Raw genomic sequence first — 15,278 nt, 5'->3', positions numbered from 1 at the left:
GGCGAAAGCAACCCTTGCCGTCGTCTCGCCTTCAAGCTCTCTCAAACCCACGCGCGACCTCCCAGTCGGTGACGCGGCGGTCATATTCCTCCTGCTCCCATTCGGCGGCGCGGCGATAATGGTTGATGACGCCGTCGCCGAAGGCTGAACGCAGAAACTCGGAAGCGTCCATGGCCTCTGCCGCCGCCCGCAGGGTCTTCGGGATCTCGCGGATATCGCTGCCCGCGCCATAGGCATCGCCCAAATAGGGCTCTTCCAGCGTCATCTCCTTTTCAATGCCGTCGAGACCGGCGGCAAGCTGTGCGGCGAAGGCCAGATAGGGGTTGAGATCGGCGCCGCCGATGCGGCACTCGATGCGGATGCCCTTGGTCTTTTCGCCGCAAAGGCGGAAACCGGCCGTGCGGTTGTCGCGCGACCAGATCGCCTTGGTCGGCGCGAAGGTGCCGGCCATGAAGCGCTTGTAGGAATTGATGTAGGGCGCCAGAAAATAGGTGATCTCTGCCGAATGGGCGAGCAGGCCCGCCACATAATGCTCCATCAGCTTCGACATGCCGTATGGACCGTCCGGATCAAAGAACAGCGGCGTCGCGCCGTCGGCGCTCCAGAGCGATTGGTGCACATGGGAGGAGTTGCCGGCCGCATCGTAATTCCACTTGGCCATGAAGGTCACGGCCCTGCCCTTCTGCCAGGCGATCTCCTTGCAGGCGTTCTTGATGATGGCGTGGCGGTCGGCCATGGTCAGCGCGTCGCCGTAACGCACATTGAGCTCCTCCTGCCCGGCGTCGGCCTCGCCCTTGGAATTTTCGATCGGAATGCCCGCGCCCTGCAACCCGTTGCGGATCGCCCGCATCACATCTTCTTCCTTGGTGGTCTGGAAGATATGATAGTCCTCGTTATAGGCGCTCGAGCGCTTCAGCCCGCGATAGCCGGCCTCCTCCGCGCTTTCGAAGGACTGGTTGAAGAGGAAGAATTCAAGCTCCGTCGCCATCATCGCGCGAAAGCCATGCGCCTCGAGACGGCCGATCTGCTTTTTCAAGAGCGCGCGCGGCGAATGGGCGACCTCGCTGTGGGTCGCGTGATCCTCGACATCGCAAAGCACCAGCGCCGTGCCCTCCAGCCAGGGAATGCGCCTGAGCGTGCCAAGGTCCGGCTTCATCGTATAGTCGCCGTATCCCGCCGCCCAGCTGGTCGACTCATAACCGGAGACGGTGTTCATCTCCATGTCGGTGGCCTGGACATAGTTGCAGCAATGGGTTTCCCTGAAGCCGCTCTCGACGAAATATTCGGCGTGGAAGCGCTTGCCCATCAGCCGGCCCTGCATGTCGACCTGGCAGGCCAGCACGGTGTCTATCCGCCCCTCGGAAACATCCCGCTTCAGTTCGTCGAATGTGTAGCTTGCGCTCATCAGGCTCTTCCCATCGGTTGTCGGACGCGGCTCTGCGTCCTTCATATGCGACCGCCCGGAGCAAACGCGTTCCGGACGATCCTTGTCAACAGTGTCGGCGTCGGCCTCGGCGGCAAGGTTTCCCTTGCCTTTCCGTCCCGTGTCGCCTGGACCATCGGGTCAAGCCCGAGGGTGACCCAGAAGAGAGGCAGGGTTGCCGCTTGACATACGCCCGCCTCCACCAGCGTCTTCAATCAACCCGCGCGGTAGGGCGGGCCAGCGGCCTTCATGTCGGCCTGATACTGTTTGAGGATCTTGACCACTTCGGCCGTACGCTCGGTCTCGGCGGCGATCTCGTCCCAGAAAGCGTCGGCGGCATCTTCCACCGTCTTCCATTCGGCATCCGGGATGGTCGTCAGTTTCAGCTTGTCGCCATGGGCGCGCAGCCGCGCCTCGCCGCCCCAGTACCAGTGCAGGCGATGCAGGTGCGAACTGTCCGTGCACATGCGGAACAGCACCTTCAGATGCTCCGGCACTTCCGCCCATTTGTCGGAATTGACGAAGAAAGACCCGCACCAGCCGCCGGAGATGTTGTTGGTGAGGAAGTAGTTGGTCACATCGGCCCAGCCGACGGTGTAGTCCTCGGTAATGCCCGACCATGCGAGACCATCAAGTTCGCCCGTCTGCATGGCGACCTGCACGTCTTCCCAGGGCAGCGTGACCGGCACGACGCCGAACTGCGAAAGGAACTTGCCGGCCGTCGGGAAGGTGAAGATGCGAAGCCCCTCAAGGTCGGAAAGGCTCGTCACCGGATTGACGGTGGCAAAGTTGCACGGGTCCCAGGCGCCGGCGGAGATCCATTGCACGCCGACTTCTGCATAGGCCTTTTCCCAGATCTCGGCGAGACCGTATTCGTAAAACAGCGTCGGCACGTCGAGGCTGAATTTCGAGGCGAAGGGGAAATAGCCGCCGAACACCTTGATATCGAGCGGCGAATTCATCGAATCGTCGTCCGACTGGACGGCGTCGATCGTGCCGCGCTGCATGGCGCGGAAGAGTTCGCCCGTCGGCACCAGCTGGTCGGCGGTGAAAAGCTGGATCTCCATCTCGCCGTTGGCGGCCGTGTTGAAGGCATCGATCGACGGCTTGATGACGTGCTCGGCCAGCGCCGGCCCCGCATAGGTCTGCAGGCGCCAGGTGATCTTGCTCTGGGCGCGGGTGACGGCGGGCGCGGCAAGCGCTGTTGCGCCCGCTGCGGTCGCAAGGCCCGCATTCTTCAAAAAACTGCGTCTGTTGGTCATTGCTGCTTCCCTCTGTTTTGCTTCTCAGCTTTTACGTGGCCCGGCCGCGTGCCGGGACCTGCATTCACAAACGTCCGATGGACGCAAGCCGACGCGCATCAGCCTCAGCGCGCGTAGACAAGGTTCGGCAACCACAGGGCAATCTGCGGAAATGCCGTGACGATCGCCAGACCGAGGATCATGATGATCACGAACGGCCAGACGGAGCGGTAAATATCGGTCAGCGAAATCTCCCGCGGGGCCATGGCCCGCATCAGGAACAGGTTGTAGCCGAAGGGCGGCGTCATATAGGCGATCTGGCAGGTGATCGTGTAGAGCACGCCGTACCAGACGAGATCGAAGCCGAGATGGCCGACAAGCGGCACGTAGAGCGGCGCGACGATCACCAGCATCGCCGTGTCATCGAGGAACGTGCCCATGATGATGTAGGAAATCTGCATCATGATCAGGATTTCCCAGGGGCCGAGGTCCCAGCGCTCCAGCAGCAGAGTTTCCAGCGCCCTCACCGCGCCGAGCCCGTCGAACACCGCGCCGAAGCAGAGCGCCGCCAGGATGATCCACATGAACATGCAGGAAATGCCGAGCGTCTGCTCCATGGTGCGGTTCAGGAGCTTCCACGTCAGCCGCTTCTTGACGAGCGCGGCAACGAGTGCGGAAAGCGCGCCGATGGCGGCGCTTTCCGTCAGGCTGGTGACCCCCATCAGGAACAGGCCCATCATCAGGAAGAAGATGAGGAAAGGAATGATGCCGGCGCGCAGCAGCTTCAGCTTTTCGCCAAGCGGCATGTCGCGCTCTTCTTTCGGCAGCGAAGGCCCAAGCGCCGGGTTCATGCGGCAACGGATGACGATGTAGATGATGAACATGGCCGCCAGCATCAGCCCCGGCAGCGCGCCCGCGACCCAGAGCTTGCCGACGGGTTGGCGGGCGATCATGCCGTAAAGCACGAGAACCACGCTTGGCGGCACCAGAATGCCGAGCGAGGAGCCCGCCTGGATGACGCCGGACACCATGATCTTGTCATAGCCGCGCCGCAAAAGTTCGGGCAGCGCGATCGTCGCGCCGATGGCCATGCCGGCGACCGACAAACCGTTCATGGCCGAAATCACCACCATCAGCGCAATCGTGCCGACGGCAAGTCCGCCCGGCAGCCCGCCCATCCAGACGTGGAACGCCTTGTAGAGGTCTTCGGCGATACCCGATTCCGACAGCATGTAGCCCATGAAGATGAAGAGCGGCAGCGTCAGCATCGGATACCACTTCATCAGCTTCATGCCGGCTGAAAAGCCGATCTCGTAGCCGCCGGTGCCCCAGAGGAACGCCGCCGCCACCACGCCGACAAAGCCGATCGCGGCAAAGACGCGCTGGCCCGTCAGCATGCTCAGCATCATCGAGAAGAACAGAAGCAGCGCGATCATTTCATAGGAGAGGTTCACGCGATCGGCCTCCCCAGCGCCTTGGCGAGGTCCTTGAAGAAGATCGAGGTCGTCTGCAGGAACATCAGGAAAATGCCGATGACCATGGTGATCTTGATCGGCGCCATATAGGGCGACCAGCTCGAATAGGAGGTCTCGCCATATTTCAGCGCGTAGCTGGTGGAGGACACGCCGCCGATCAGCAGGAAGATCAGATAGGTGAACAGCATGAACACGGTGACCGCATCGACGACGGCGCGCTGGCGCGGGGTCCAGCGGCCATAGATGAGGTCCATGCGCACATGGCTGTCGAGTTGCAGCGAATAGGCGCCGCCGACGAGGTAATAGGCCGTCATCACGAACTGGGCCATTTCCAGCGTCCACAGCGAGGGATTAAAGAAGGTCTTGGAGACCGACGACCAGAGCAGGATGCCCATCATCACGAAGATCAGCCACATGGCGATGCGGCCGACCACGCGGTTGAAGCCGTCGACGTAGCGGACATAGGTCTTGATCGCCTCAGGCATCAGGCCACCTCCCGCCTGCCGTCGAGGCACTGGCTCAAGAGGCCGGCAACGAAGCCAGCGACCGCGCCCTGCCCTGCCGCATCGGCGATCAGGTCATTGCGGATCTCGATCATGACGTTCGGCAGCTTGCGCGGCAGCGCATGACGGCGCAGCGTGTGGGTCACGCCGTCTACCGGCGCATAGGGTTCGTTGCGCCGCACGTCATAGCCGCCGATAGCCTTGGCCCGGTCGAGCATGCAATCGGCAAGCCTCTTGTCGGCGTCATGCAGGATGCCGATCTCGACGTCGCGCCTTTTTCCCTTAAAGACGGGCGTGAAGGAATGGATCGTCACGAGAACGGCGTCGCGCCCGGCACTGGCGCGCGCATCCAGCAATTCATCGATGCGCTCGTGAAACGGAAGATAGAGCGCTTCCGCCCGCTCGGCCTTCGCCACCGGGCCCAGCCCGCGATTGGCGGGAACGGCGTAAATTTCACTGATTTCGGGAATGGCGTCGGCCGCTTCCGGCGGCCGGTTGCAGTCATAGACGAGGCGCGAGAAACGCTGGTGGACCAATGTCGCGTCCAGCGCCGCGCTCAGAAGCCGCGAAACGGCCAGTGCGCCCGGATCCCATGCGATGTGGCTTTGCAAAAGTTCGGCGGAGAGGCCCATATCGCCAAGGCGATCAGGTATGGCGCGGCCGGCATGCTCGCAAACCAGCACCACCTCGCTTTGACCCAACGCACGCTCGACAATCACAGGCGCGCCGTCTCGGGCGCTCAACAGCCCGGGCTTTCCCAACATCTGTTCCCCTGCATTTTCTGCAATTCTTGGTTTTGTAAATAGTTCTTCAGTTTTTGCGCGGTGTCAATCACGCTTTGAAAACTTCTATTCATTTTTGCCGTTGACGGATTGGCCGCGCCGTTTCTAAATGCCCGGGAAACAGGAGACGAAGATTGACCGACGGGTCCCGAACAGTCGCCGAAATCATCGCCGGGCGCTACGGCGAACTCACGCGCTCGGAAAAGCGCCTTGCCGACACGATCAGCGAAAACTACCCGGTCTCCGGCCTCGGCAGCATCACCACGCTTGCCGAAAATGCCGACGTGTCGACGCCGACGGTCGCGCGCATGGTGCAGAAACTGGGGTTCAGGGGGTATGCCGAGTTTCAGGCGCGCCTGCATCAGGAGCTGGAGGCAACCCTTTCCAACCCGATCGCCAAACATGACCGGCTGGCCCGCAATGTGCCGGACACGCATATCCTGAACCGTTTCGGCGAGGCGGCGATGGACAATATGCGGCGCACATTGTCACAGCTTGATCAGGAGACATTCGGCGGCGCTGCCGCGTTGCTATCGGATCTCGACCGCGCCGTCTATTTCGTCGGCGGCCGCATCACCGGGGCAATCGCGGGCTATTTCTACACCCACATGCAGGTCATCCGGCCGAAGACGACGCTGATGTCCTCCAATTCCGGCTCATGGCCGCAGCATATGCTGAACATGGCGAGCGGCGATGTGCTGGTGATCTTCGATATCCGCCGCTATGAGCAGGACATGGCGACGCTGGCGCGGGTGGCAGGCGAGAACGGCGTCGAGATCATCCTCTTTACCGACCAGTGGGCCTCGCCGGTCACCAAGTTTGCCCGCCACACATTCAGGGTCAGCATCGAGGTTCCGTCCGCCTGGGACTCGTCCGTGGTCACGCTGTTCGTGGTGGAAGCGCTGATCGAGGCGGTGCAGGCCAAAAGCTGGGACAAGACCCGCCAGCGCATCAGCCAGCTGGAGGGCCTGTTCGAACAGAGCCGGCTGTTCAGGCGGCCGGGTTGAAAGGGATCTACGGATTCGCAAATCGGATCAATCCGTTGCCCCGCTGATCTGCTGCTCAAGCGTTGCAGCCATCTTCTGACCTTCGAGCCTTGCTCTGCGCTGCAGCCCAAAATCTCTCCCCTTGAGGGAGAGGTGCCCCGACAGGGGCAGAGAGGGGTGAGCCCTATCGGCATACGCGGCTTTTTTGGGGCTTGCGCCCTTTACCCCTCTCTGTCGCTTTCGCGACATCTCCCCCTCAAGGGGGGAGATCGGGGCGGATAGGCGCTCAATAAAACCGTAGCATACGGAAAGAGGGATCGGAATTGCGTAAGCCCGGAAGTTCGGGGGAACCTCGCCCGAGCTACCCCCTCACCCAAGCCGGTTCACAAACACCGTCACCACCGGCTTCTTGCCCCAGCATTCATTGGCAGCGGCGCGGACGGAGCGGCGCACCGCCTCCCTGACCATGCCGAGGTCCTTGCGTCGCGAGCGTGGAATGCTTTCGACGGCGCCGAGCACGGCATCGAACAGTACGTCCTCCATCCGCTCGTCCTCGTCATCGAAACCCGGAAGGCCGATCGGCACCACGTCCGGATCGCCGGCGAAATCGAACTTGCTGTTCAGGACCACGTTGACCGCGACATGACCGACGAAGGAGAGCTTGCGGCGATCGCCGATGCCCATTTCGTCGAAGTCGCCTATCAGCTTGCCGTCCTTGAACACGCGGCCCGCCTCGACCTTGCCGATCACCTCCGCGGGGCCCGGCGCAAGGCGCAGAACATCGCCATTCCTGACGCGCGGAACCTGGGCGATGCCGCTCTGTTCGGCGAGTTCCTTCTGGGCGATCAGATGGGCTGCCTCGCCGTGAACAGGCACGAGAATTTCGGGCCTGATCCATTCATACATCTGTTTCAGCTCGTTGCGGCGCGGATGGCCGGAAACATGCACCAGAGCCTCGTTGTCGGTCAGGATGTGAACGCCCTGCTCCACAAGTCCGTTCTTGATATCCTGGATCGCCTTTTCGTTGCCGGGGATGGCGCGCGAGGAAAACACCACGAGATCGCCGGCGGCAAGCGCCACATTGCGCATCTCGTCGCGCGAGAGCTTGGCAAGGGCCGCACGCGGCTCGCCCTGCGAACCGGTCAGGATCGCAACTACCTTGTCGCGCGGGATATAGCCGAACTCATCCTCGTCGACGAAGGGCTTCACGCCTTCCATCATCCCGAGATCGCGCGCCACCGCGACCGCGCGCTTGAGCGACGAGCCAAGCAGCAGCACCTGGCGACCCGCTTCGTCGGCGGCCTTGGCGATCGAGCGGATGCGGCCGATATTGGAAGAAAACGTGGTCAGCGCGACGCGCCCTTCCGCATTTTCAATAACCGTCCTGAGGCTTGCCGAAATCTCCTCTTCTGAGGGCGACACGCCATCGCGCATGGCATTGGTGGAATCGCACATCAGCGCCAGCACGCCATCATCGCCAATGGCGCGGAAACGGGCTTCGTCGGTCTTGGGGCCAAGCGTCGGCGCGTGGTCGATCTTCCAGTCTCCCGTATGGACGATATTGCCGAGCGGGGTGCGGATCGAAAGCGCCATCGGCTCGGGGATGGAATGGTTGACAGGCACGCCCTCGACGGTGAACGGTCCGACATTGATGGTGTCGCCGGCCTTGAAGATCGTCACCGGAATTTCGCGCATCCAGCTTTCATATTCGCGTTTGGCCTCCAGCAGGCCCGCGGTGAAGGGCGAGGCATAGATCGGCACGTTGAGGCCCGGCCACAGCGTCGCAATCGCGCCGTAATGATCCTCATGCGCATGTGTGATGATCATGGCTTTGAGGTTGCCGCGCTGTTCGCGCACGAATTCGATATCGGGCAGTACGAGGTCGACGCCGGGCAGTTCCGGGCCGGGAAAGGTGACGCCGCAATCGACCATGATCCATTCGCGTTTTTCCGCGGGGCCGTAGCCGTAAAGGGCAAGGTTCATACCGATTTCGCCGAGCCCGCCGAGGGGCAGGAAAACCAGTTCGTTTTTATTGTCCGCCATTTAAGCGTTATCCGTTCTTATTGTTGTCGAAGAAAACATCGCCAGCAGCAAAGGTGCGCGTGCCCTCTTCCGTTTCAAGTTTCAGCATGCCGGCGTCATCGATGCCGGCAAAAAGCCCGGAGACCTGCTCGCGGGCCAGATTGATGGTGATCCGTTCGTTGATGCCGCAGGCGGCAGCGCGCCAGCGGGAAACGGTCCGGCCGAGGCCACGCCCGCCATCCCAGATCGAAAGCTCATCCGCCATGATCTCGAACAGATGGGCAAACAGAACGTCAGAATCGGCGCCGGCGACATAGTCGGCCAGTCTTGCCACCGGATATGGGGTGTCCTCCGGCGAAAATCCAACATTGATCCCGATCCCGATGACGACGGCAAAGCGGCCGTTCGCCAGTCTCCGCGCCTCCAGAAGGATGCCGCAGACCTTGCGACGATCGATCAGCACGTCGTTCGGCCATTTGATGGCGACCTCCGCGCCGTGACCCGCCATCACCCGGCTGATCGCGCCATGCGCCGCAACGGCCGCCGCCAGCGGCAGGGACGACAAGGCTGCAAGGGGGGCCGGATCGACAAGCAGAAGCGAGGCATAGAGATTGCCTCGCTCAGAAATCCAGTTGCGGCCGCGCCGCGCCCGTCCGCCTGTCTGCTCATCCGCCGTGACCCAGAGCAGACCGGGATCACCGGCCTCCGCCCGCTCCATCGCAGAAAGATTGGTCGAGGCGACCGCGCCGAGCGCCTCATGCCGGAATGAGGCGGCGGGGTTTCCCGCCGCCATCTAGAACAGCGCCGCCGCGGCCGCCTGGGCTGCAGAGTTCAGCGGCCCGCCGAATAGCAGATAGCCAATGGCAAAAAGGCCGCTCAGACCGAAGACGAATCGCAGTTCCACGGCGACCCGCGAGAACTCCACGGTCGGTTCATCGAACCACATCACCTTGACGATGCGCAGATAGTAGAACGCGGCGACGACCGAGGACAGCACGCCGATGATCGCCAGCGTATAGAGTTCGGCGTTGATGGCGGCCAGGAACACGAAATACTTGCCGAAGAAGCCCGCCAGCGGCGGAACGCCCGCAAGCGAGAACATCAGCGCCGTCAGCACCACGGCCATGACCGGCTTGGTCTGCGAAAGACCGGCGAGATCGTCGATGTTCTCGACATTGCCGCCTTCCTTCAAACGCATCGCCATGATGATGGCGAAGGCGCCGAGCGTCATGAACAGGTAGATCGCCATGTAGATGGCAACGCCGCTGACGCCGACTTCCGTACCCGCGGCAAGCCCGACAAGCGCGTAGCCCATATGGGTGATCGAGGAATAGGCCATCAGCCGCTTGATGTTGCGCTGGCCGATCGCCGCGAACGCGCCGAGAACCATCGAGGCGATGGCGATGAAGACCACGACCTGGCGCCACTGGTCAATAGCCGGACCAAAGGCATCGATCAGCAGGCGGATGATGATCGCCATGGCGGCAACCTTCGGCGCGGAGGCGAAGAAGGCCGTCACCGGCGTCGGCGCGCCCTCATAGACGTCCGGCGTCCACATGTGGAAGGGAACGGCGGAGATCTTGAAGGTGATGCCGGCCAGCACGAACACCATGCCGAAGATGAAGCCGAGGCCGGTCTCGCCGAGCGAGATCTGGTTGGCAATCGCCTCAAAACCGATATTGCCGGTAAAGCCGTAGATCAGCGATATGCCGTAGAGCAGCATGCCGGACGACAGCGAACCGAGAACGAAATACTTCAGGCCCGCTTCCGTCGAGCGCAGGCTGTCCCGGTTGATCGCCGCGATCACGTAGAGCGGCAGCGACATCAGTTCGAGGCCCATGTAGAAGGCCAGCATGTCGTTGGCCGAAACCATCAGCATCATGCCCGTGGTCGACAGAAGCATCAGCACCGGAAACTCGAAACGGTCGAGATATTCCGGCTCCTCGTGGCCGACCGACAGGATCATCGACAGCGCCGCGCCGATCAGCACCAGCACCTGCATGAAGCGGGTGAAGGCGTTGAAGGTGAGCGAGCCGTTGAAGGCCGTGCCCGAGCCCGACCAGAACAGAGCGACGAAAGCCGCGATCAGAAGAAAGACCGAGAGGCCGACGATCACCTGGCCGCTCTTGCGGCCGGCAAATGCGCCGATCATCAACAGGACCATGGCGCCGATCGAAAGGATCAGCTCCGGCATGATCAGCTTCAGACTTGAAAGTAGGAGTTCCGAGGTCATGTCCAAAAGATCCTGTCTCAGTATACCGGCAGCGCGATGTTCTTGGTGGATTCCAGAACAGCGTCATAATGTTGAACGATCTGGGCTACCGGCCCGTGGATCGCCGCGAAGATCGGTTCCGGATAGACGCCGAAGAAGATCGTCAGGATGATCAGCGGGTAGAGTACGAACTTCTCGCGCGTGGAAAGATCGAGCAGCGCCTTGAGGCTGTCTTTCTCCAGTGCGCCGAAAATCACGCGGCGGTAAAGCCAGAGCGCATAGGCCGCCGAAAGGATGACGCCCGTCGCCGCGAACACGGCCACCCAGGTATTGACCTGGAAGACGCCGACAACCGTCAGGAATTCGCCGATGAAGCCCGACGTGCCCGGAAGCCCGACATTGGCCATGGTGAAGACCATGAAGGCGACCGCGAATTTCGGCATGTTGTTCACGAGCCCGCCAAAGGCCGCGATCTCGCGCGTATGCATGCGGTCATAGACGATGCCGACGCAGAAGAACAGCGCGCCGGAGACGATGCCGTGCGAGAGCATCAGGAAGATCGAGCCCTCGACGCCCTCGGTCGTGGCCGAGAACATGCCCATGGTCACGTAGCCCATATGCGCGACCGAGGAATAGGCGATCAGCTTCTTCATGTCGGTCTGCATCAGCGCCACGAGCGAGGCGTAGATGATGGCGATGATCGACAGCGCGAAGATGAACGGCGCGAAGTAATAGGAGGCGTCGGGGAACATCGGCATTGAATAGCGCAGCACGCCGAAGCCGCCGAGTTTCAACAGCACGCCCGCCAGCACGCCCGAGGCCGCCGTCGGCGCCTCCACGTGGGCGTCCGGCAGCCAGGTGTGCACCGGCCACATCGGCATCTTCACCGCAAAGGAGGCGAAGAACCCGAGGAACAGCCAGTATTGCATATTGACCGGGAAATCATACTCCAGCAGCACCGGCACGCTGGTCGTGCCCGTCACCCAGTACATCGCCATGATCGCCAGCAGCATGAAGACCGAGCCGGCGAAGGTGTAGAGGAAGAACTTCAGCGAGGCGTAGACGCGCCGCTCATGGCCCCAGATGCCGATGATCAGATACATCGGAATGAGGCCCGCCTCGAAGAAGATGTAGAACATCACGATGTCGAGCGAGACGAACACGCCGATGATCAGCGTTTCCAGAATGAGGAAGGCGATCATGTAGGCCTTCACCCGGTAGGTGATGGCTTCCCACGAGGCGAGGATACAGAGCGGCATCAGCACCGTCGTCAGCAGGATGAACAGCATCGAGATGCCGTCGACGCCGAGATGGTAGGCAATGCCGGTCCCCAGCCAGGCGTGATATTCGACCATCTGGAAGTTCGGGTCCGCCGGGTCGTAATTGACCCAGATGAACAGCGACACCACGAAGGTGAACAGCGTGGTCAGAAGCGCGACATTGCGGATGTTGCGCAGACCCGTCTCGTTGTCGTCGCGGGTGAACAGGATCAGCACCACGCCGATGAGCGGCAGGAAGGTGACTGTCGTGAGAATTGGCCAGTCGCTCATTACAGCGCCCCTCCGAGCATCATCCACGTTACAAGGGCGGCAAGGCCGATCAGCATTGCAAACGCATAGTGGTAAACATAACCGGACTGCAGCTTGACCACGCGGTTGGTGACATCGACGACCAGCGCCGCGATGCCGTTCGGTCCGAACCGGTCGATCACGCCCACATCCCCCTTCTGCCACAGGAAGTGCCCGAGCTTCTTGGCGGGACGGACAAACAGGAAGTCGTACAGTTCATCGAAATACCACTTGTTGAGCAGGAATGCGTAGATTCGCGGGAAGGCTTTTGCCGTCGCTTTCGCCGAGGAGGGCTTGATCAGATACATGTAGATCGCGGCAGCGGTTCCGATCAGCATGGCGAAGAAGGGCGAGAGCTTGACCCAGAGCGCCACGTGGTGGTGCTCTTCAAGCACTTCGTTATGCGGCCCGGTGAACAGAGCGCCCTTCCAGAACTCGGCATAATGATGGCCGTAGAAGAACTCGGCGAAGACCACGCCGGCAAACAGGGCGCCGACCGACAGGACGATGAGCGGGATCAGCATGACCCAGGGCGATTCATGCACGTGATGCATGACATCGGACGACGCGCGCGGCTTGCCGAAGAAGGTCATGAAGATCAGGCGCCAGGAGTAGAAGGCCGTCAGCACCGCGGCGATCACCAGCGACCAGAAGGAGAACATCGCCAGCGGGCTTGCGGAAACGAAGGCCGCCTCGATGATCGCATCCTTGGAGAAGTAACCGGCCGCGCCGATGACCGTGCCGGGGATGCCGACGCCGGTGATCGCGAGCGTGCCGAAGATCATGCCCCAGAAGGTGATCGGAATATGCTTCCTGAGGCCGCCCATGCGGCGCATGTCCTGATCGCCGGAAACGGCATGGATGACCGAGCCCGCGCACAGGAACAGGAGCGCCTTGAAGAAGGCGTGGGTAAAGAGGTGGAAGACCGCCGCGCCGTAGGCCCCTGCCCCGAGCGCTGCGAACATGTAGCCGAGCTGCGAACAGGTCGAATAGGCGATCACGCGCTTGATGTCATTCTGAACGAGACCGATGGTCGCGGCAAAGAGCGCGGTGATCGAACCGATCAGCGTGACGAAGGTCAGCGCCGACGGCGACAGTTCGAACAGCGGCGACATGCGCGCCACGAGGAAGACGCCGGCCGTCACCATGGTCGCGGCGTGGATAAGGGCCGAAACCGGCGTCGGGCCTTCCATCGCGTCCGGCAGCCAGGTGTGCAGCAGGAACTGCGCCGACTTGCCCATCGCGCCCATGAACAGCAGCAGGCAGATCGCGGTGATCGCGTGCATCAGCGTCAGGTCCATGCCGAGGAAGTGCAGCACCGGAACCTGTTCGCCCGCGGCGACCGCGACAGCGTGGTCATCGGCGATGTGTTCGGCAGCAGCGAAGATCGGATCGAAATTGATTGTGTGCGCGAGGAAGAAAAGGCCGGCAATGCCGAGTAGGAAGCCGAAATCCCCGACCCGGTTGACGATGAAGGCCTTCATGGCCGCGGCGCAGGCCGACGGCTTCTTGTACCAGAAGCCGATCAGCAGATAGGAGGCGAGACCGACGCCTTCCCAGCCGAAGAACATCTGCAACAGGTTGTCGGACGTCACCAGCGACAGCATGGCGAAGGTGAAGAGCGACAGATAGGCGAAGAAGCGCGGCCGGTGCGGATCGTCATGCATGTAGCCCACCGAATAGAGGTGGACGAGACAGGAGACCGTGTTGACCACGACGAGCATCACCGCCGTCAGCGTGTCGATCCTGAGCGACCAGGCAACGTCGATGTCGCCGGAAGAGATCCACTGCATCACCGGCACCTGGATCACCAGGTCCTCGGCATGGCTGAGGAAGCCGACCGAGATGAAGACGTACCAGGACAGGACCGCCGCCACCGCCATGAAGGCGATGGTCACCCATTCGGTGGCCTTGGCGCCGATCCGGTTTCCGAAGAGGCCCGCGATGAGGAAGCCGAGCAACGGCAGGAAAATGATGAGTTTGTAGATCATCTGGAGGTCAGCCCTTCATCATATTGACGTCTTCGACCGCAATCGAGCCGCGGTTGCGATAGAACACAACGAGGATCGCCAGTCCGATCGCCGCTTCCGCCGCCGCCACCGTGAGGATGAACAGCGCGAAGACCTGGCCGACCAGATCGTTCAGGAAGGCGGAGAAGGCGACCATGTTGAGATTGACCGAAAGCAGGATCAGCTCGATGGACATGAGAATGATGATGACGTTCTTGCGGTTCAGGAAGATGCCGAAGACGCCGATCGTGAAAAGTATGGCACTGACCGTCAGGTAGTGGGAAAGTCCGATTTCCATTGCTCTGTCCTTGAGTCCGTATCCCTGCTGAATTCTCTTAAATTATAGGCCCTGGCCAGGCTTGACCTTGACGACCTCGTGCGCCGTTTCCGGCGTGCGCGCCACCTGCCTGCCGATGTTCTGGCGCTTGACGTCCGTGCGGTGCTTGAGCGTGAGCACGATCGCGCCGATCATGGCCACCAGCAGGATGAGGCCCGCCACCTGGAAGAAATAGGCATAATGCGTGTAGATCACGTCGCCGATGGCCTGCACGCTGGACCGTTCCGAAAGCGGCGGCATCGGCATGGCGGTGTTGGAGGCGATCTCGGGGGAAATGAAGGTGCCGCCGACAACGATGATCAGCTCGGCAAGCAGCACGACCCCGATCAGCGCGCCCACCGGCGCATAGCGCAGAATGCCGGACCTGAGCGCGGTGAAGTCGATGTCCAGCATCATCACCACGAACAGGAACAGCACCGCGACCGCGCCGACATAGACGACGAGCAGCAACAGGCCGAGATATTCCGCGCCGGCCAGAATGAACAGCGCAGCGGCGTTCACGAACACCACGATCAGGAACAGGACCGAATGGACCGGGTTCCGCGCGGAAATGACCATGAACGCCGAGGCCACGGCGATAAACGCGAAAATATAGAAAAAAAGAGCCTGGAGACCCATCTTGGTGCCTTCTCTTCCTGTACGTCTCGGAAAACCCGGACGCGTCTCATTGAAAAACCGGCCACGCAGGCAGGCTTTCCGTTCTCAGATCGTTTCACCGGC

The 15,278-nt window shown here is 61.7% G+C and carries 13 protein-coding genes; 1 reads left to right on the top strand and 12 read right to left on the bottom strand.

Translation table 11 applies throughout. The features are described 5' to 3' along the window. Positions 1–31 precede the first annotated feature (31 nt). The 5 genes from AZF01_RS06275 to AZF01_RS06250 all read right to left on the bottom strand — a co-directional run bounded on the left by AZF01_RS06275 (position 32) and on the right by AZF01_RS06250 (position 5,406). Positions 32–1,405: a glutamine synthetase family protein gene (locus AZF01_RS06275; protein ID WP_024708339.1), complete on the bottom strand. Its 1,374-nt coding sequence runs from the start codon at positions 1,403–1,405 to the stop codon at positions 32–34. Positions 1,406–1,638: 233 nt separating this feature from the next. Continuing rightward, positions 1,639–2,685 carry a TRAP transporter substrate-binding protein gene (locus tag AZF01_RS06265; RefSeq protein WP_024708341.1) on the bottom strand — a complete coding sequence of 349 codons (1,047 nt, stop codon included), beginning with the start codon at positions 2,683–2,685 and terminating at the stop codon, positions 1,639–1,641. A 104-nt stretch (positions 2,686–2,789) separates the two neighbouring features. Further along, the gene (locus AZF01_RS06260; protein ID WP_036237186.1) at positions 2,790–4,100 is read right to left on the bottom strand and encodes a TRAP transporter large permease subunit; all 1,311 of its coding nucleotides are present in this window, start codon (positions 4,098–4,100) and stop codon (positions 2,790–2,792) included. Between the two features lie 14 nt (positions 4,101–4,114). Next, positions 4,115–4,624, bottom strand: coding sequence for a TRAP transporter small permease subunit (locus AZF01_RS06255; RefSeq protein ID WP_024708343.1), 510 nt, complete (start codon positions 4,622–4,624; stop codon positions 4,115–4,117). Further along, positions 4,624–5,406, bottom strand: a complete 783-nt coding sequence (locus tag AZF01_RS06250; protein ID WP_024708344.1) for an N-formylglutamate amidohydrolase — start codon at positions 5,404–5,406, stop codon at positions 4,624–4,626. The genes AZF01_RS06255 and AZF01_RS06250 overlap by 1 nt, the downstream gene beginning before the upstream one ends. 152 nt (positions 5,407–5,558) lie before the next feature. On the opposite strand from AZF01_RS06250, the gene AZF01_RS06245 reads away from it, so the two are divergent. After that, the gene (locus AZF01_RS06245) at positions 5,559–6,431 is read left to right on the top strand and encodes a MurR/RpiR family transcriptional regulator (RefSeq protein ID WP_061449646.1); all 873 of its coding nucleotides are present in this window, start codon (positions 5,559–5,561) and stop codon (positions 6,429–6,431) included. 348 nt (positions 6,432–6,779) lie between these two features. Here AZF01_RS06245 and AZF01_RS06235 read toward each other — a convergent pair whose 3' ends face one another. Genes AZF01_RS06235 through AZF01_RS06205 form a run of 7 tightly spaced genes read right to left on the bottom strand, consistent with a single transcriptional unit; the run spans position 6,780 to position 15,176 of the window. Continuing rightward, positions 6,780–8,453: a ribonuclease J gene (locus AZF01_RS06235; RefSeq protein ID WP_024707008.1), complete on the bottom strand. Its 1,674-nt coding sequence runs from the start codon at positions 8,451–8,453 to the stop codon at positions 6,780–6,782. Positions 8,454–8,460: 7 nt separating this feature from the next. Further along, positions 8,461–9,225 (bottom strand): biotin--[acetyl-CoA-carboxylase] ligase, encoded by a 765-nt coding sequence (locus AZF01_RS06230; protein ID WP_024707009.1) that lies wholly within the window; start codon positions 9,223–9,225, stop codon positions 8,461–8,463. Continuing rightward, positions 9,226–10,665: an NADH-quinone oxidoreductase subunit NuoN gene (nuoN, locus tag AZF01_RS06225; RefSeq protein ID WP_024707010.1), complete on the bottom strand. Its 1,440-nt coding sequence runs from the start codon at positions 10,663–10,665 to the stop codon at positions 9,226–9,228. It lies immediately after the preceding gene. Positions 10,666–10,682: 17 nt separating this feature from the next. Beyond that, entirely contained in the window at positions 10,683–12,194 is a 1,512-nt protein-coding gene (locus tag AZF01_RS06220) for an NADH-quinone oxidoreductase subunit M (RefSeq protein WP_024707011.1), read from the bottom strand. Next, entirely contained in the window at positions 12,194–14,203 is a 2,010-nt protein-coding gene (nuoL, locus tag AZF01_RS06215; RefSeq protein WP_024707012.1) for an NADH-quinone oxidoreductase subunit L, read from the bottom strand. The genes AZF01_RS06220 and nuoL overlap by 1 nt, the downstream gene beginning before the upstream one ends. A gap of 7 nt (positions 14,204–14,210) precedes the next feature. Next, on the bottom strand, positions 14,211–14,519 hold the full coding sequence (gene nuoK / locus AZF01_RS06210; protein ID WP_024707013.1) for an NADH-quinone oxidoreductase subunit NuoK: 309 nt from the start codon (positions 14,517–14,519) through the stop codon (positions 14,211–14,213). A gap of 42 nt (positions 14,520–14,561) precedes the next feature. Then, the gene (locus tag AZF01_RS06205; protein ID WP_024707014.1) at positions 14,562–15,176 is read right to left on the bottom strand and encodes an NADH-quinone oxidoreductase subunit J; all 615 of its coding nucleotides are present in this window, start codon (positions 15,174–15,176) and stop codon (positions 14,562–14,564) included. Positions 15,177–15,278: the final 102 nt, after the last annotated feature.

It is taken from the genome of Martelella sp. AD-3, assembly GCF_001578105.1.
Lineage (GTDB): Bacteria > Pseudomonadota > Alphaproteobacteria > Rhizobiales > Rhizobiaceae > Martelella.
Note: the sequence above shows the minus strand (reverse complement) of the source record. Positions and strands in the feature narration are given on the sequence as shown.

Excerpts from the sequence above, each read along its gene's own strand:
- AZF01_RS06235 (WP_024707008.1), bottom strand. The coding sequence starts at position 8,453 with ATGGCGGACAATAAAAACGAACTGGTTTTCCTGCCCCTCGGCGGGCTC.
- nuoK (WP_024707013.1), bottom strand. The coding sequence starts at position 14,519 with ATGGAAATCGGACTTTCCCACTACCTGACGGTCAGTGCCATACTTTTC.
- nuoL (WP_024707012.1), bottom strand. The coding sequence starts at position 14,203 with ATGATCTACAAACTCATCATTTTCCTGCCGTTGCTCGGCTTCCTCATC.
- AZF01_RS06230 (WP_024707009.1), bottom strand. The coding sequence starts at position 9,225 with ATGGCGGCGGGAAACCCCGCCGCCTCATTCCGGCATGAGGCGCTCGGC.
- AZF01_RS06205 (WP_024707014.1), bottom strand. The coding sequence starts at position 15,176 with ATGGGTCTCCAGGCTCTTTTTTTCTATATTTTCGCGTTTATCGCCGTG.
- nuoN (WP_024707010.1), bottom strand. The coding sequence starts at position 10,665 with ATGACCTCGGAACTCCTACTTTCAAGTCTGAAGCTGATCATGCCGGAG.
- AZF01_RS06260 (WP_036237186.1), bottom strand. The coding sequence starts at position 4,100 with ATGATCGCGCTGCTTCTGTTCTTCTCGATGATGCTGAGCATGCTGACG.
- AZF01_RS06250 (WP_024708344.1), bottom strand. The coding sequence starts at position 5,406 with ATGTTGGGAAAGCCCGGGCTGTTGAGCGCCCGAGACGGCGCGCCTGTG.
- AZF01_RS06255 (WP_024708343.1), bottom strand. The coding sequence starts at position 4,624 with ATGCCTGAGGCGATCAAGACCTATGTCCGCTACGTCGACGGCTTCAAC.
- AZF01_RS06275 (WP_024708339.1), bottom strand. The coding sequence starts at position 1,405 with ATGAGCGCAAGCTACACATTCGACGAACTGAAGCGGGATGTTTCCGAG.
- AZF01_RS06220 (WP_024707011.1), bottom strand. The coding sequence starts at position 12,194 with ATGAGCGACTGGCCAATTCTCACGACAGTCACCTTCCTGCCGCTCATC.
- AZF01_RS06265 (WP_024708341.1), bottom strand. The coding sequence starts at position 2,685 with ATGACCAACAGACGCAGTTTTTTGAAGAATGCGGGCCTTGCGACCGCA.